Genomic DNA, 16,466 nt, shown 5'->3' on the forward strand with positions numbered 1-16,466 from the left:
CGTCTTGCGGCCTTATTCTCCGAGCGACTACCGGTCGAATCTCAGTTCGTCGAAAACAGAGATGAGCCATTGGGTCATGCGCTTGTTGGTCTCAAACAGGCCTGCGTATCTGTTCTGCTCGGAAAACCATGCCGTACTGGTCATCTGCTCCGCCACGACCACGTAAGGAATCGCGACGCGTTCCTTATCGGTAAGCCGTATCGCGTTGTCGTATCCTCTCATGATATTCCGGTATGTCTCCAACCATGTCGAGAGTCCGGCGTGGTCGTTCCCGTCGAAGCTTTCGCTCAGAATGGCGACGGCCGCATAGCAGGGATCGTAGATACGCAGATTGGTCTCCGAGAGTTCAAAATCGATAAAACCCCATTTGTCCTGCGAAACGATAATATTTGACGGATTCGGGTCGCGATGAATGATCTGTTTGGGCAGGTCGGAGTACAGCGCTCCGAATTCATGCAGATAATCGCGGCGGAACGATTCGGGGAGCGGAAGGATGTCCTCCATTTTTGGCAATGCCCAGTTCTTCACCGATTCATACAGATTCACATCGTTCACGGATGCCTTCACTTGGCGTAAAGCGCGATGCAGCTTCCCGATGGATTCACCGAGGAGCTGTGCTTTGGCGGTATGGTCGCTTCCGTAAAAATTCCGGGCGGTCAACTGCGTGCCAACGATTCTCCGTGTCATATAGAAGAACAGTGCGCCGTCCTGTACGTATGCGCGTCCATCCGTCGTCCTGATGAGGGAGGAGGCGTATACGTCGGCGCTTTGCAGTGCCTCGCAGAGCGCCGCGGCGTTATTGACCTCATCGGGGTTTTCGCAGCACTTCAGTACATAATCGTCGCCGATGTAGAAGGCTCCGGCTCCTTCCACTCCGCTGCTCCTGGACGGAACGTCGAAGATGGGTTCAGTCTCTAATCGCCAATGTCCAAGAACATCCAAGGCCTCTTTGCGCGACATCATATGCTGCTCCTTTCTGCATCTGTGATGTGATGGCCATGCTCACAGCAGCCCGCTCATATAGAGGGGACAGGCTGACGCGATCGCCGTCTCGTTCCAGCTGCTTGGGGATGTTTTGCCAGTTGATGTCCTTCCAGTGTTCATGCAACTCGTAAGCCTTGCGTTTGAACATCTGCGCTCCCTCCATGCACGGAATGGCGGGTTCTGGACGTCGTTTTCAGCACGAAATGGCGGATTCTGTATGCCGATTCTAGCACGGAATGGCGGACTTGGAATGTCGATTTCAGCACGGAATGGCGCTCATGTTCATCGTGGATACGGTGTTCGTCTGCACGATGCGCGTCGATGATAGGCTTGAGCGTGACGCAAACAGTGAGAGCAGTAAAGCAAGAGAACGGACTCAATCATGGAGGATTATCAAAGCGAGAACGCGCGGACGATCGACCGGTGGGTCGATGAGGGCTGGCAGTGGGGCGTGCCGATCTCGCACAAGACTTTCGAACGCGCACGTAACGGCGAATGGGACATCCTGCTCACGCCCACGAAGCCGGTTCCCCACGAATGGGTCGGCGACGTGCGCGGCAAACGCGTGCTGGGACTGGCGAGCGGCGGCGCACAGCAGATGCCGATCATGACGGCGCTCGGCGCCCAGTGCACGGTGCTCGATTATTCGTCGCGCCAATGCGAACGGGAGACCGATGTCGCGCAACGCGAAGGCTACGAGATCGATGTGGTCCAGGCGGATATGACGAAACCGCTGCCGTTCGAGGACGAAAGCTTCGACCTGATCATCAATCCGGTCTCGAACTGCTACATCGAACAGGTGCGCCCGGTGTTCCGCGAGTGCTTCCGTGTGCTCAAACCCGGCGGTTCACTCATCGGCGGCTACGACAACGGCGTCAACTACATCTTCGACGACGACGAGACGACGCTGACGTACACGCTGCCGTTCAATCCGCTCCACGACGAGCATGCGCGGCGGATGCTGCTCGACGCGGACTGCGGCATGCAGTTCTCGCACACGCTCGACGAGCAGATCGGCGGCCAACTTGAGGCCGGGTTCATGCTGCGCGCATTGTATGAGGACACGAACGGCGAAGGCAACCTGCACGAGCACCATGTGCCGACCTACGTGGCCACATGGAGCGTGAAGCCGCAACGCTGAGCCGCCGCCGATCGATATCGATACAAGGACAAGGAAAGGGCCGGGGCCGCGCTGTTCGCGGTCCCGGCCGAACACTGAGAGAGAAGGAAAAAGGAGATGTTCAGTTATCTCGGTTCGCGTATCCCGTGAGCCGATGGCTTTACGGTATGGCGCGCATCTTGGAAAACCGATGGCGAAAGCTCAAAGAACGCTGTTGGTTCGCATGGATTCGCATGAATGCGATCGCCGTCCCTGCGCGCGTCTCGATCGATAGCCCCGCGTCGTCCGGCGAATACGGCGACCGTCCGTATTCGCCGTCGTCGCGTCGTTCATGATGGCCGTACGTGCGAATGTGCTGACGGCGGAGCGTGTGCGCGCGTCTTACGCTCGGCAATAGCGGCATCGGACGGCGGCTCGGCAATCTGCGCGTCGTCGATGCGGCGAATCATCGGGCGAACGGCGGACATAGGCGGCCGGATGTAGGCGGAGGGAAGTGACGGCATGGCGAAGACAATCGATATCACAGGTGCGCGCGTGCACAACCTCAAGCGCGTGGATGTGCGGGTGCCGATCGGCAGGATGGTCGCCGTCGCGGGCGTCTCCGGATCCGGCAAATCGTCGCTCGCGCTCGGCGTCCTCTACGCGGAGGGCTCACGGCGGTATCTCGAGGGATTGTCGACGTACACGCGTCGTCGCATCGCGCAGAGCGGCGAGGCGAAGATCGACGCGATCGAACATGTGCCGCCCGCGCTCGCGCTGCATCAGCGGCCGGGCGTTCCCGGCATCCGCAGCACCTTCGGCACGATGAGCGAACTGTTGAACAGTCTTCGATTGATGACGTCGCGTCTGGGCAACTACACGTGCCCGAACGGGCATATGCTCGACCCGACGCCGAACGTCGCGCTCGAACGCCCGATCGTCTGCCCCGTGTGCGGCGCCGATGTGCAGCCGCTCGGCGCCGAGGAGCTCGCGTTCAACTCGGGCGGCGCATGCCCGACGTGTTCGGGCACCGGCATCGTGCGCACCGTGGACGAGTCGACGTTGATCGCCGACCCGAACCTGACGATCGAACAGGGAGCGGTCGCGCCGTGGCGTTCGCTGATGTGGTCGATCATGGTCGACGTGTGCCGTGAGATGGGCGTGCGCACCGATGTTCCGTACAAGGACCTCACCGATCATGAGAAGGAGATCGTGCTGCACGGCCCCGCCGAAAAACGGCACATTCTGTACCACTCGAAGAAACTGAACCGCGCCGGCGAACTCGACTTCACATACTTCAGCGCCGAACGCACCGTGCTCAACGCGCTCGACAAGGCGAAGGATGCGAAGGCGCTCAAGCGCGTCGAGCCGTTCATCAAAGAGGAACCATGCCCTGACTGCCACGGCACACGGCTCAACGAACGCGCGCGTACATTGCCCGTCGACGGCAGGACGTTGCCCGAACAGTGCGCGATGCAGCTCGACGACCTCGCGGCGTGGGTGCGTACGGTGCCCGCGACGATGCCGGACGACATGCGCGAGATGGCGCAGACAATCGTCGACGAATTCACGCGCACCGCGCGCCGTCTGCTCGAACTCGGCCTCGGCTACCTGACTCTCGACCGCGCAGGCTCCACGCTCTCCACAGGCGAACGCCAGCGCATCCAGCTCGCGCGCGCCGTGCGCAGCGAACTGACCGGCGCGATGTATGTGCTCGACGAACCGTCGATCGGCCTGCATCCGGCGAACGTCGACGGTCTGATCGGCGTCATGCGCGACCTCAAGGAGCAGGGCAACACCGTCGTCGTCGTCGATCATGACGCGCGTGTGCTGCGCGACGTCGACTGGATCATCGAAATGGGGCCCGGCGCCGGCGCGCACGGCGGCACCGTGATCGCGCAGGGCACGGTGGGCGACGTCGAAGACGATCCGCATTCGCTCATCGGCCCGTTCCTCGCAAGCGAACGTGCACGCATCGTACGTCCGCAGACGGCCGCCGACGCGATGTTCGACGAAGGCGACATCGACATCAGGACCTCGCCGCTGCACACCGTGCACGCGTTGGATGCGCATGTGCCGAAACATCGTCTCACCGTCGTCACCGGCGTCTCCGGCTCCGGCAAGACGACGCTCGTCCTCGAAAGCCTCGTGCCCGCGCTCAGCGCGAAGATCGCCGACGAACGGCTGCCCGAGCATGTGCGCGCGCTCGACGCGCCGGGCATTGACAAGGTCACGATGATCGACGCGACGCCGATTGGCGCGAACGTGCGCTCGACCGTCGCGACATACAGCGGCGTGCTCGACGACCTGCGGCGCCTGTACGCGCGCACCGACGCGGCGAAGGCGCGCGGCCTGAAGGCGGGCGCGTTCTCCTACAACACCGGCTCGCTGCGCTGCCCGACATGCGACGGTACCGGACAGATCACGCTCGATGTGCAGTTCCTGCCCGACGTGGACATCGACTGCCCCGACTGCCACGGCACCCGCTACAGCGACGCGGCGGGCGAGATCACGCGGACGCCGAAGGGCGGCGGCGAGGCGGTGTCGCTGCCGGACATGCTCGCGATGACCGTCGACGAGGCGATGGACACGTTCGTCGGGCAGAAGCGCATCCATGCGAAACTGGCGACGTTGCACGAACTCGGCATCGGCTATCTGACGTTGGGCGAGAGCACGCCGGCGCTGTCCGGCGGCGAGGCGCAGCGGCTCAAGCTCGCGAGCGAAATGGGACGCGCGCAGGAGGGGACGTTGTTCGTCTTCGACGAGCCGACGATCGGTCTGCATCCGCTCGATGTATGCACGTTGATCGGCGTCTTCCAGAAGCTCATCGACCATGGTGCGAGCGTGCTGGTGATTGAACACGACCTCGACATGATCGCGAACGCCGACTGGATCATCGACATGGGTCCCGGCGGCGGCGAAAACGGCGGCGAGATCGTGGCCGTCGGCACGCCGACGCAGGTCGCGGATAACCCGCTGAGTGTGACAGGCCGCTATCTCAAGTCCTGTGTGTGACGTCACGGCGCGCGAGGTCGCGCTCGCGCGCACATCTCGGTATCTTTGGGTGTTTCACACCGCGATCTGGACTCGTATGGCGGTATTTTGACGGCTATCTTGCCATCTTTGGGTAGGTGAAACATCCAAAGATGACGAGATATCCATCCTTGGCTGACCAAGGATGGATATCTCGTCCGACGAATCGGTGATCCGCGATCATCTGCGTACCGGAGGATCCTCGGGAAGCACGAGTTCGCCTGTTTTGTCGGTCGCGAGCGCGAGGCTGCTCACGTACTGTGGTTCGCCGTTGGCGCCACGCTTGGCCGAGGCGATCATGTCCGGCCGTTCGAATTCCATGCCGGTGACGTGGCACATGAGTTTCTCGCCGCTCGGGTTGCCGTCCTCGTCGAGCATCGGTAGGTCGATGCCGTCGTCGCGGCGGCGCAGATAGTACTTGCCGCGCGTCGCGAGCGCCATGAGCGGCGTGCAGATGAACGCGATCGCGGCCGCGATGATCGGGGAGAACGGCTGTACGTGCGGACCGAACACCCCGAAATACGCCGCGATCGAAACGATTGCGCTTAGTGACAGCGCGACGATGCCGACGGGGTTCCAGTCGTAGAGCATGCCGCGGCGGAACTCAGGTTGTTTCGGTGAGATCTTGAGCACGTATTTGTTGATGACGATGTCGGTCGCGACGACGAAGATCCATGCGATGCTGACGTTCGAATAGAAACCGAGCACCGCGTTGAGCATATCGAACATGTTCGCTTCCATGAGCGCGAGCGCGACGCCCACATTGAAAATGAGGAACACGATGCGCCCTGGGTAGGTTTTCGTGATGCGCGTGAACGCGTTCGTCCACGCGAGCGAACCGGAATAGGCGTTCGTCGCGTTGATCTTCACCTGGGAGATGACGACGAGGACGACCGCGAGGAACATCGCGACAGCCGGGGGCATCATCTGCTGGAACGCGAACACGAACTGGCGGACCGGTTCGTTCGCGAACGACGAGCCGCCTACGACGTTGCTCACGAGGTAGATCGCGAGGAACATGCCGAGCGCCTGCTTGCATGCGCCGAAGATGACCCAACCGGGGCCGCCGAGCAGCATCGACGCCCACCAGGACTTGTGATTCTTCGCCGTCTTCGGCGGCATGAAGCGCAGGTAGTCGTTCTGTTCCGAGATCTGCGCGATGAGCGAGAGACAGACGCCTGCGGCGAGCATGACGCTGCCGAAGTTCACGCCCGCGCCATCGGTGCCCGTGTATGAGATGAACTGATGGACCGATTCCGGGTGGCTCACGACAAGGTAGATGACGGGGCCGAGCATGAGCACGAGCCAGATCGGCGTTGTCCACTTCTGCAGGATCGTGAGCGCGTTCATGCCATAGAACACGAGTGGCAGGATGATGACGGATGTGATCAGGTATCCGATGGGCAGTGGGATGTTGAGTCCCAGTTTGAGGCCTTGCGCCATGATCGCGCCTTCCGTCGCGAAGAAGATGACCGTGTAGCTGCCCATGATGATGTTCGTGATGATCGACCCGCAGTAGCCGAATCCCGCACCGCGTGTGACGAGGTCGAGGTCGATGTTGTACCGCGCGGAGTAGTACGCGAGCGGCAGTCCGGTGAGGAATATCGCGACCGCCGCCACGAGGATGCCGAGCAGACCGTTCGCCGTGCCGTGGGACAGGCCGATGTTGGCGCCGATCGCGAAATCCGCAAGATAGGCGATGCCGCCGAGCGCGCCGGCTCCGACCGCGCCGCATGTCCATTTGCGGTAGCTGCGCGGCGCGTACCGCAGTGTGTAGTCCTCAAGGCTTTCCTTCGCCGCGTTCGACGCGCTCGCTGCACCGCCTTGTGCTGCCCCGGCCGATGCCGGGGGTGCTTTCGCTGCGTTCGGTGCCGCTGGGGTGATCGTTTCCGCGCTCATCACGCCACCTCCGTTTCCTCGATGATGGTTTCACTGATGCCCACCGCTGCTGTGTCTTCCGTGTCTTCCGTGTCCTCTGTGTCTTCCGTCGGCAGGTCATAGACGGGTGCGCTCGCGACGCCGATCGTCGACCGCGTGATGGCTTCGGCTTGTTCCTGCGCTTTCTTCGGATCGTTGACCCACGTCTTGTAGAAGTCGAACGGGCATTCGGCGATGCCTTTGTCCCCGTCGCCGCCGTGCAGCACGCCCGTGTATCCGCGGTGCATGAGCTTGAACAGGTGGTTCTGCGACTGGTCATGGCGTCGCGCGTCGCGGATCTCGGGGATCGACAGCTGCGCGTACTGGATGCCGTTCTCCTCGGTGCCGGTTTCGCCGAGGGTGCGCCCGTCGAACCCGATGATGTTCGAATGCCCGAAGTACGTGTAGACGCCGTCGAACCCGGAGCAGTTGGCGACCGCGACATAGCAGTTGTTCGCCCACGCCATCGCCTTCGCCATGATGACCTCCTGCTCCTGTGCCGGATACATGTACCCTTGGCAGCGCACGATCAGTTCCGCGCCCTTCATCGCGCAATCGCGCCAGATCTCCGGGTAGTTGCCATCGTCGCAGATGATGAGCGACATCTTGATGCCCTTGGGCCCTTCGCACACATAGGTCTGGTCTCCCGGATACCACCCTTCGATCGGCGTCCACGGCAGGATCTTGCGGTACTTCTGCACGATTTCGCCTTTGTTGTTGATGAGCACGAGCGTGTTGTATGGGGGCTTGTTCGGGTGGTCCTCGTGGCGTTCGCCGGTTATCGAGAACACGCCCCACGTGTCCGCGTCGATGCACGCCTGCGAGAAGATGCGCGTTTCGTCGCCGGGGATGGTCGTGGCCGTCTCGTACATCTCATCCTCGTCGTACATGATGCCTTCGGTGGAGTATTCGGGGAAGACGATGAGGTCCATTCCTGGGAATCCGGATTTGATGCCGACGACCATATCCGCGATGTGCCGCGCGTTCTCGAGCACTTCCTCCTTCGTGTGCAGACGTGGGATCTTGTAGCTGACGACGGCGATGCCGACGGTGTTCGGGCTTGAGCTGATATCTCCGTGACGCATGGTGTTCTCCTTGTCCTGATCGCTGGAATTCAGATATTGTTTTCATTTGGAAATATCTCAGGACGAGATTTCGGGGAGATGGTCGTTGTGTTGCCGAAATGTTTCCATATGGAAATATATGACGACGATGTATCCAATGGTGCGCGATGCGCGGAGGTCACTGTGATATGCAGTCGAGGATCTCGAAATCGTAATGATGCGCCTGGGCGATGTATATCGTCTGCTGCGCGTGCGCGCCAAGCGATACCGCACCGCGAGGTCCCCGGTAGGAGAGTGGCGCGGACGCCTGTTGCGAGAGCAGTGCGCGGAGCGCGAGCAATCCCTCATAGCAGGATTCCGCTGTCGTACTCAAGAGCGGCGCCGTCTCGCCGAGTGTGCGCGTGAAGCGTTCGTTGAGGTCGAGGGAGTCCTCTGTCGTGAGTGAGGAGAAATACCCGCCGGCCGTGAAGAGCCGTTTCGTGCTTTTCGCACCGCAGGCGAGAAGCGTGTTCTCGTCCATGAGCGGGCAGAAGCGCGCGATGCCGCTCAATTGCAGATGTTTCGAGAATTCGCGGTTGAACCGCGCCGCGTTCTGCCCGACCATGAGGATGAGGAGGCCTTGCAACGCATGCTGCTTCATGTCGTCGCATATATGCGCCAACGCACGTGGCGACGAGGTCGCCTCCTGGGGGACGAACCATTGGCGCTCGATCGAGATGTCGAGTTCGTTGGTGTGCTCCCCGAGGGCGGCGGCGGTTTTGCGGGGCCATATGTAGTCGTCGCCGACGATGCCCCAGCGTTGCGCGCCTTTGTGGTCGCGCAGCCAGCGGATCGCCGGGATGATCTGCAGGTCGGGCGTCTCGCCTGTGCATAGGACGCGCGACGTCGTCTCGCCGCCCTCGTAGAGCGCCGGGTACACGTAGGGGATGCTTCCCGCGGCCAGCGGGGCGAGTGCCTCCCGGACCGCGGACGTGTGCCAGCCGCTTATCGCGTCAAGCGAACCATCGTCAAGCATATGCCGCACATCCTGCGCGACGATGTCCGGCGCGCGGCCACCGTCGATCCATACCGGGGACAGCCTGCGTCCGAGGATGCCACCCGTTGCGTTGATGTCCTCGATCGCGAACTCGGTCACCGCTTGGGATGACGGCCCGTATTGGCCTCCCGGCCCAGAGAACGGGAGCACCATGCCCACATGCAGCGAATCGGCCATGGTAGCTCCTTCCGTTTTGCTTCCGGCATGAAACGATGAATGACTCGGCGTTTTACGCCAAACTGTTACACTGTTTCCGTATAGAATTACATCATGGGTTTGTTACGGGTCTCGCGAACGCCCCTGATATGCCCTGATATCACCGGTATGAAGGGAGCGGATACGATGAACGCCACGGACACGCAAGCTTCCGCAGTGATGGACCCGGCCCGGTGGGCGAACGCGCGGCTGGATGGTTGGAAGACAAGCGTCGTGGAAGGCCGCCGCCTTGTGAAGACCATGGCGAAATGCCTGAAACCCTTCGATCTGACGGTCGACGAATGGCTCATCATGGACACGATCGCGGGGCGTGGCGGCATCACGATGTCCGGGCTCGCCCAGGAAACCGTATTGCCCGCGGCCACATTGTCCCGGCTCGTCGACCGGCTCACCGACGAAGCGCTGTTGTACCGCAAAGCCAACCCCTTCGACCGTCGGCAGATCCAAGTGTACGTATCGCAGCGCGGCATGCGTCTACTGGAGAAAATCGCCGAAGATCTCAGCGAATAATCGGTGCGTGAGCGTGCGCGGCGGCGCGCTCGCGCCTATCTCCCCATCTTTGGGTGCGCCAAACCGCTGCCTGGAATCGTACAGCGGTGTTCTGGTGTCTATCTCGTCGTCTTTGGGTAGATGAAACACCCAAAGTGACGAGATACGTGTGAGATACGCGTGAGACGCGCACCTCACGTCGCCACCGCGTTCCTTATGCTGGAACCAAACGCCGCGCACCGTGCGCGCGGCGCCCCGCGGACACGAAACGGAGCGGCATGAGCTTTCCCGAGAGACACCCATACCTGTTCTGGCAGCTCGTCGGCTGGGGTCTGTTGCTCGTCGACTTCCTGTTCGTCGTCATTGCCGTATTCAACGATTTCGGCGAATGGTGCTATCCGATCATCGTGTTCACGTTCATCGCCGTGTTGTTCGCGATCATCGGCTCCCCGTTCTTCATCTATTTCTCGCGCAGAACGAAGGATGCGCGCACCCGCTCATCCGCTGAGGAACGCGTGATTCGCAACGACATCACGTCGATCGTCATGCTGCGGAGGAAGCCGCTCGCCACGCTTGTGTGCATGGCTGCGATCGCATTGGTGATAGGGCTGGCCTATGTGACCTATGTGCTCGGCGAATACGGGCATATCCTATTGGGCTTCGTGTCGATGGTGTTCATGATCGTCATCCCGTTCGTTGTGGGAGAGCAGTATCTCGCGTTCATCAGAAAACGATTCATCGTCGTCAAGAACGCCGCGTTGTATGTGGACGTGAACGATGTCTACTACCCGTCCGACTTGCGGTCGAAGCGCATGCCGATTCTGCCATTGCCGACCGAACCTTCCGACGCAATGCTCGATTTCCTCTACAACTGGCTGCGCCGATATCTGATAGGCGACCGGCTCACGCTCATCAGTTGTACGTATGCCGATCTGTACGGCGTCGGCATCGTGATCGTCGATGACGGCACGGCGGATGGTTTGGAGTTGAACGGCCCGTTGATCGCGATTCCTGAATATCAGCTCGATTTGAGCGGTGCCAACCGTGCGCAGTTCGACAAGGAATGCAAGGCGCTTGGCGCGTTCGGTTTGCCGGCGCAATCCCAAACCGCGGGCATCTGCATCGAGGGCCTTGCATGACGCGGCATGGCGGGATCAGGATTCGCTGCTACTGACGGCGCAGGCGAATTCCTGCATCATACAATGATGCAACGGTTGAAAAATCGGGTGTTCCGGCGCGGGCCGGACGCCTCTGACGGAAGGACATCATACTGTGAAGACATCTATCTTCGAGTCGGCGCGACATATGGTCGTCGAGGAGGCTCCGATGCCGGCGATCGAGCAGCCGGACGATGCGATCATCCACGTCGTGCGCGCATGCGTGTGCGGATCGGATCTGTGGCCGTTCCGCGGCATCAACCAGACCGAGGAGCATTCGGAGAACTCGGGGCATGAGGCCATCGGCATCGTTGAGGAGGTCGGCGACGCCATCACGTCGGTCAAGCCCGGCGATTTCGTCATCGCGCCGTTCACGCATGGCTGCGGCCGGTGCCGCGCCTGCCGCGCCGGCTTCGACGGCTCCTGCATGGCGCATCCGGACAATTTCTCGATGGGTGCGCAGGGTCAGTACATCCGTTTCCAGCATGCGCAGTGGGCGCTCGTCAAGGTTCCGGGACAGCCGGAGGACTACAGCGAAGGCATGCTCAAGAGCCTGCTCACGTTGTCCGATGTGATGGCGACCGGTTACCATGCCGCCCGCACCGCGCAGGTTAAGCCCGGTGACACCGTCATCGTGCTCGGCGATGGCGCCGTCGGTCTGTGCGCGATCATCGCCGCGAAGATGATGGGCGCCAAGCGCATCATCTCGACGAGCCGTCACGACGACCGCCGCGCGCTCGCGCAGGAGTTCGGCGCGACCGACAACGTCGCCGAACGTGGCGACGAAGGCGTCGCGAAGCTGCTGGAGATCAGCGACGGCGGCGCCGACGCCGTCCTCGAATGCGTCGGCACCGATGCCTCGTTCCAAGAGGCCGTGTCGGTCGCGCGTCCGGGCGCGTTGATCGGTCGCGTTGGCCTGCCGCACGGTCAGCAGATCAGCGGCGAGGGTACGTTCTACCAGAACGTCGGCGTCTACGGCGGCCCTGCGTCGGTCACGACGTATGACAAGGACGTGCTGCTCGACGCCGTGCTCAATGCGGACATCAACCCGGGCAGCGTGTTCACATCCGAGTTCCGTCTTGACGACATCCAAGCCGCCTACGAGGCGATGGATCAGCGCAAGACGATCAAGTCGTATCTGATCCTCGACTGAGTGCAACGGCTGCGCGGTTGTTTCAGGCGCCGCCCGGCATCGACGACATTCGCACCGCGACGTCGATGCAGGGCGGCGGCGCCGTATATGGACGAAATCGTTCTGTATGTGGCTCGAGCGCCCGAATGGATTGCCGTGGTGAAGGGCGCGGTCATCACCCTGTCGGGTGACGACTCCGCCTTCTCCGTCTCGGGGGACGCTGATGACACCAACGGCATCACCGCCGAAGACGAATCGCTCGTGGTGGATGCCAAATAAGGCGCGGACGCTGATTCATTGCTGAACGATGGGGGGCGTGGTACGAGCACCACGACCCCCATGCTTGTCTTTCATCGCGTTCGTTCAGTCACCTGAACTCGGCGATGTTGTTTTCCTGAGCGGGAACGCATCAGGCCTTGTCGCCGTATTCGGCCTTCCAGTCCGCCTTCATGTCCCTGATGGTGGAGAAGGTGCTGAGGGCTTCCGTCTCGAGCCAGCCGCCCATATGGCCGTTTCCGTTGGAATTATGCTGCATGAAGGTATCGGCGAACGCGACTTCGACCGACTTGCCGTCGAGGAACGGGAGCTCGGCGGGGAGCGGGAACGTCTCGCTGCCTTCTGCCTTCGCCGTGGACGTTTCCAGACCGGACTGAGGAATCCGGCCCCACGGAACCATGATTGGATGCTCGATGTGGAGCATCTTGGCTTCTTCGCACAGCTGGACGAACATCGCCATGTACAGCAGCGTCAGGAGATTCAGCTGCGGGTCGATGTTCCCGGTGAAGTCGTCGCCGGACTCGAGCGTGGCGAAACGACGCAGATCCGCGTAGTCCGAATTGTCGAGATTCGTGTTCCACTTGGCCTTGGCGGCATCGTCGTCATGCAGGTATGCGCCCAGGGTTGCGCCCTTGAACGTCTCTTCGAACGTGCCTGACTTCGGGGTGGAGAACGGCTTGTAGAAATCGGTCACATAAGCGCCGCGGAACGTGTCCTCGTAGCCGTTGTCGACGATGGTGTGCCAGATCTTCGGCAGTCTGCCGGCCATGCATTTGACTCCATCTTTCTCCCCGTCGACTCCCCCGTGGTTGAGGATGTTGTACCAGAACGGGGCGTTGTTGTTCCAACCGATGCCGGACCAATTGATCTGAATCAGCATGACTGGGGTGCTCAGCGCGCCTTCGTTGCACAGCGTCTCGTATTCGCGATGAAGCTGGGCGCGGTCTTCCTCAGAAGGATGCTCGATGTCATCCCACGGACGATTCCAGCTGAAGTCGTCCTTGGGATCCGGAACGAGGAAGTTGCCGGCATGGCCGTAGCGGAACGTCGGGAAGCCCTTATCGAGCCAGCCGGCGATCGTTTCGTCGTCCTCCCTCTTCTTGCCCTTCTCGGCATCCTTGATGCGAGTGGCGAAGAGCGACAGCTGGATGTTCCGGTACAGTTTCTTCGCGCCCTCATCGGTGAGGGTCACCTGGGGCTGGAACACATGAAGTGCTTCCGCGAGCGCCTTCGCCGTGCTGATTTCGGTGCGTCCCAACTCGAGGAACTCCGCTTCGGTGATGAATGGCTTTTCCATAATCATCCTTTCCTGTTTGTTGTTATTATTTACATATGCAACAAATATTACGTTACATATAAATCTTTACTCTCTGCTGGATCGTAGTGCATTTTCTTGCAGTGTTTGGGAATGGGGAGTATGCGGTCCTGAAAGTATGAGCGGCGTCATGCGACGATCTGGGCACATGCTTTGGCTGCCGGACTCCTTCCCATCACATCAGTCGCTCCGGAACCCAGCTCATATGTTTGCCGATTCCCGGCACGAGCGTACGACCCATGAGTCCGGTCATCCGACCGACGTCGTCGAGTTCGTATCTGTTCTTGAGATTGCGGACCATGAACTGTGGTTCGCTTCCCGCGGCGCAGAAGAAGTCGTTCGGATTGGCGCGGCCATCCTCTGCGTTCGCCGCGGAGACCAGTTCGCACAATGTGCGGATCACACGGGAGGGGGTATTGCAATCGTATTCCGGAGCGAGGGAGAGCAGGTTGTTGTTCAACTGCCAATCCTTGGCGAAGATGTAAGGCAGCAGGCTTCCGAAATGCCGTCCGAAGTACTCTTCGGTGCTGAACTCGATCATGCCCTGCTTCTGAGGATCCTGCAGTGTATCCATGCACCACTTCGCGTCATATCGCAGGCTTCGCAGCGATGGGGGCATCACGATGTTGTCGCAGTAGGTCAGATCCAATTGCGTTTCCATCGCCTTGAGTATGACGAGCACATTGCAGGCGGCAAGCACACGGACCGCATTCGCGTCGAGGCGAATTGGATCGGTATTGACCACTGCCCGCAGAGCGCGTTCCAGATAGGATTCGGTCGGACTGAGGAAATAGAATTCCGGATTCGCGTCCTGTCGTGCCCATCCCTGCTCGAGCAGTGTGTCGATTTCGATATACGCTTCGAGGACATCGTCGCGCAGTCTCTGCTGGTAGGGCTTTGCGGTCGAAGGAAGATTCGACCAGTATGCGATCTGACTGGTCAGCCACTCGTTCCGTACGATTTCATATCGTTCTTCCATGAAGTGCACGCAGTGGCCGTTCTCGAAACGTACGATTCTTTTGCCTAGGTCTTTTCGAACTGCATGATCGGGCGGCAGCTGTTGCATCAGTGCGGCGATCGGCACAAGGCCGAAGATGCGCATGGCGATCCAGTCCGCCGGATTTGCGTCGATTGAGGGTATCCCGGTTGGCCGTTTGGGAGCCGGCCAATCGTGATGTCCGAGTAGGTCGAATGCTCCGATAAGATCCGGGTAATCGTTGATGAAGTCGAGAATGAACTTTCTTTCGGGCTGTTCATAGTAAGCGTGGGCGTCGATGCGGGTGGTGAGGAAGTCGTAGGCGAGACTAATGCCATGACGCCATCCTGGCGCAAGCTCGCGTGCGGATGGCTTCACTCCTCTCGCCATGCGCGAGAAATACGAGCAGTTCTGCTTCAGCAGCTTGTTCGGACGCTTGGAGCGGATGTCGTCGAGCAGATAGACCGCCGCGGGTCCGAACGGTTCCACCTGGTACTGAGGGGGCGTCGACTCTTGCTGTTCGGGCTGTGCTGATGGTTTGGCGCCCTGCGCGGATGGCTGTGTGGTCCGCGCGGGCTGAGTCTGCGCGGTCTGCTCGGTCTGATCCAGGACGCGAGGGTTGTCGTGGACGAATTGATAGAAATGGCAGGAGGACTCGTCGTCCATCCCCTCCTGCGCTTCGACTGAGAGCAAGGTGTTGAGTATTGCCTCGTCCATGCAGAGGTCGACCATTTGCTGGCCTTGCGGATGGGCGACGAATGCCGCGCGTTTTTTGATGGATGCCTCTAGCTTCGGGAGTTGGTGGAGAAAACGTCTGTCAACCACGGTGACATGGTCCACGCCGCCGTCGCTGAAGTCGACGAGCATGATTTTGCTCATGGCGTTGAAGGGAATCGTGAGGTTGTGGTCGGGGAGTACAAGGGCGAATACGTCGGGAACAATGTTCTGATCGTCGGGGTCGGTGACGAGGCCGTAGGCGTCGACGACATCCGATGTGCGCAATGCGGCCCTCACAAGCGTGAGTCGTCCGGGTTCTAGTCGTGTGCCGTCTGCGGCGTTGAGCGCATAGTCGATGAACAGTTCGGAGTGGGGGATCCAATCCGGGATCAGAAGATCCCATTTCGTGTCGTCGTCCTCGGTCAGATCGATGTGGTCGCGTCGCAGATGGACACGGGGGATGAAGGAGCGCTCAGTGCCGTAGAAGTAGTTGTCGGAGAATGCGCAGACGCGGAACCTCGTGTGGAATCCCTCCAGCAGTGCCGCCGTCTCGAACGCCTGCTGCACTTCGGACAGCGTCATGTCCATATGCATGTCGATCGTTCGGGGCATGTCCTCGCTCCTCTCCCGTCTTCCTCGCTGCCGTTGCGGCGTCTCGCGGTCTATCTTTTGCCGTCATGGCCTATCTCCATTGTTCCTGCTGATTATGGCTGTGCGAAATATTGCCGATTCGTTGCAATGTCTAGGTTTACGGAGCGAATCGCATGAGGCGCGAAGGATGTGCGCCGGCGGAGGCCGCATTCTTGGGCACTGCCGCAGGCGTTGTGGCACGCAGTCGGTGGCTTGTCGGGATGGTATCGATGATGTATCTGCGCTGAGGAGGAGCATTTTCCGGCTGGGTGGCGAGTAGCGGCACCGCCGATGCTTGCAAAGATGCGGGCAGGCGGAGGGTAGTACTCAGGGATCCGGAGAAAATGCTCCTCCTCAGCGCAGATACAGTCGCGAGGCGGCTTGAAAAGGTGATTTGGGATGGCCCGAAGGAGATTTGAGCGGCC

13 protein-coding genes are annotated in these 16,466 nt (G+C 60.7%); 6 read left to right on the plus strand and 7 right to left on the minus strand.

Going from position 1 to position 16,466, the window contains the following annotated elements; genetic code table 11:
- Positions 1-27: 27 nt before the first annotated feature.
- Together B1400_RS01795 and B1400_RS09580 are read right to left on the minus strand one after the other, a co-directional pair.
- Positions 28-963 (minus strand): phosphotransferase enzyme family protein, encoded by a 936-nt coding sequence (locus tag B1400_RS01795; protein WP_095612763.1) that lies wholly within the window; start codon positions 961-963, stop codon positions 28-30.
- Entirely contained in the window at positions 908-1,132 is a 225-nt protein-coding gene (locus B1400_RS09580; protein WP_157909611.1) for a hypothetical protein, read from the minus strand. Before B1400_RS09580 ends, B1400_RS01795 begins: the two co-directional genes overlap by 56 nt.
- Before the next feature lie 234 nt (positions 1,133-1,366).
- Here B1400_RS09580 and B1400_RS01800 point away from each other — a divergent pair, with 234 nt between their 5' ends.
- Positions 1,367-2,125 carry a class I SAM-dependent methyltransferase gene (locus B1400_RS01800; protein WP_095612764.1) on the plus strand — a complete coding sequence of 253 codons (759 nt, stop codon included), beginning with the start codon at positions 1,367-1,369 and terminating at the stop codon, positions 2,123-2,125.
- A 480-nt stretch (positions 2,126-2,605) separates the two neighbouring features.
- Positions 2,606-5,098 (plus strand): excinuclease ABC subunit UvrA, encoded by a 2,493-nt coding sequence (locus B1400_RS01805; RefSeq protein WP_095612765.1) that lies wholly within the window; start codon positions 2,606-2,608, stop codon positions 5,096-5,098.
- Between the two features lie 198 nt (positions 5,099-5,296).
- On the opposite strand, the gene B1400_RS01810 is transcribed toward B1400_RS01805, so the two are convergent.
- The 3 genes from B1400_RS01810 to B1400_RS01820 all read right to left on the minus strand — a co-directional run bounded on the left by B1400_RS01810 (position 5,297) and on the right by B1400_RS01820 (position 9,310).
- Positions 5,297-7,015: a purine-cytosine permease family protein gene (locus B1400_RS01810; RefSeq protein WP_095612766.1), complete on the minus strand. Its 1,719-nt coding sequence runs from the start codon at positions 7,013-7,015 to the stop codon at positions 5,297-5,299.
- Positions 7,015-8,118, minus strand: a complete 1,104-nt coding sequence (locus tag B1400_RS01815; protein ID WP_095612767.1) for an aliphatic amidase — start codon at positions 8,116-8,118, stop codon at positions 7,015-7,017. Before B1400_RS01815 ends, B1400_RS01810 begins: the two co-directional genes overlap by 1 nt.
- Before the next feature lie 157 nt (positions 8,119-8,275).
- On the minus strand, positions 8,276-9,310 hold the full coding sequence (locus B1400_RS01820; protein ID WP_095612768.1) for a substrate-binding domain-containing protein: 1,035 nt from the start codon (positions 9,308-9,310) through the stop codon (positions 8,276-8,278).
- A 165-nt stretch (positions 9,311-9,475) separates the two neighbouring features.
- Between B1400_RS01820 and B1400_RS01825 the strand changes: the two genes are divergently transcribed.
- The 4 genes from B1400_RS01825 to B1400_RS09585 all read left to right on the plus strand — a co-directional run bounded on the left by B1400_RS01825 (position 9,476) and on the right by B1400_RS09585 (position 12,406).
- Complete coding sequence (locus tag B1400_RS01825; RefSeq protein WP_157909612.1) at positions 9,476-9,859, plus strand: MarR family winged helix-turn-helix transcriptional regulator; 384 nt, start codon at positions 9,476-9,478, stop codon at positions 9,857-9,859.
- 257 nt (positions 9,860-10,116) lie between these two features.
- The gene (locus tag B1400_RS01830; RefSeq protein ID WP_095612770.1) at positions 10,117-10,977 is read left to right on the plus strand and encodes a hypothetical protein; all 861 of its coding nucleotides are present in this window, start codon (positions 10,117-10,119) and stop codon (positions 10,975-10,977) included.
- Positions 10,978-11,143: 166 nt separating this feature from the next.
- Positions 11,144-12,148, plus strand: a complete 1,005-nt coding sequence (locus tag B1400_RS01835; RefSeq protein WP_201260179.1) for a zinc-binding dehydrogenase — start codon at positions 11,144-11,146, stop codon at positions 12,146-12,148.
- Positions 12,149-12,235: 87 nt separating this feature from the next.
- Positions 12,236-12,406, plus strand: coding sequence for a hypothetical protein (locus B1400_RS09585; RefSeq protein ID WP_157909613.1), 171 nt, complete (start codon positions 12,236-12,238; stop codon positions 12,404-12,406).
- 130 nt (positions 12,407-12,536) lie between these two features.
- On the opposite strand, the gene B1400_RS01840 is transcribed toward B1400_RS09585, so the two are convergent.
- A complete protein-coding gene (locus tag B1400_RS01840) occupies positions 12,537-13,700 on the minus strand; it encodes a hypothetical protein (RefSeq protein ID WP_095612772.1) in 1,164 nt (387 codons plus the stop codon).
- Between the two features lie 193 nt (positions 13,701-13,893).
- Complete coding sequence (locus B1400_RS01845; RefSeq protein WP_095612773.1) at positions 13,894-16,023, minus strand: hypothetical protein; 2,130 nt, start codon at positions 16,021-16,023, stop codon at positions 13,894-13,896.
- Positions 16,024-16,466 lie beyond the last annotated feature (443 nt).

Source organism: Bifidobacterium italicum, assembly GCF_002286915.1.
In the GTDB taxonomy this organism is placed as follows: Bacteria; Actinomycetota; Actinomycetes; order Actinomycetales; family Bifidobacteriaceae; genus Bifidobacterium; species Bifidobacterium italicum.

Excerpts from the sequence above, each read along its gene's own strand:
- B1400_RS01795 (WP_095612763.1), bottom strand. The coding sequence starts at position 963 with ATGATGTCGCGCAAAGAGGCCTTGGATGTTCTTGGACATTGGCGATTA.
- B1400_RS09580 (WP_157909611.1), bottom strand. The coding sequence starts at position 1,132 with ATGTTCAAACGCAAGGCTTACGAGTTGCATGAACACTGGAAGGACATC.
- B1400_RS01800 (WP_095612764.1), top strand. The coding sequence starts at position 1,367 with ATGGAGGATTATCAAAGCGAGAACGCGCGGACGATCGACCGGTGGGTC.
- B1400_RS01805 (WP_095612765.1), top strand. The coding sequence starts at position 2,606 with ATGGCGAAGACAATCGATATCACAGGTGCGCGCGTGCACAACCTCAAG.
- B1400_RS01810 (WP_095612766.1), bottom strand. The coding sequence starts at position 7,015 with ATGAGCGCGGAAACGATCACCCCAGCGGCACCGAACGCAGCGAAAGCA.
- B1400_RS01815 (WP_095612767.1), bottom strand. The coding sequence starts at position 8,118 with ATGCGTCACGGAGATATCAGCTCAAGCCCGAACACCGTCGGCATCGCC.
- B1400_RS01820 (WP_095612768.1), bottom strand. The coding sequence starts at position 9,310 with ATGGCCGATTCGCTGCATGTGGGCATGGTGCTCCCGTTCTCTGGGCCG.
- B1400_RS01825 (WP_157909612.1), top strand. The coding sequence starts at position 9,476 with ATGAACGCCACGGACACGCAAGCTTCCGCAGTGATGGACCCGGCCCGG.
- B1400_RS01830 (WP_095612770.1), top strand. The coding sequence starts at position 10,117 with ATGAGCTTTCCCGAGAGACACCCATACCTGTTCTGGCAGCTCGTCGGC.
- B1400_RS01835 (WP_201260179.1), top strand. The coding sequence starts at position 11,144 with ATGGTCGTCGAGGAGGCTCCGATGCCGGCGATCGAGCAGCCGGACGAT.
- B1400_RS09585 (WP_157909613.1), top strand. The coding sequence starts at position 12,236 with ATGGACGAAATCGTTCTGTATGTGGCTCGAGCGCCCGAATGGATTGCC.
- B1400_RS01840 (WP_095612772.1), bottom strand. The coding sequence starts at position 13,700 with ATGGAAAAGCCATTCATCACCGAAGCGGAGTTCCTCGAGTTGGGACGC.
- B1400_RS01845 (WP_095612773.1), bottom strand. The coding sequence starts at position 16,023 with ATGCCCCGAACGATCGACATGCATATGGACATGACGCTGTCCGAAGTG.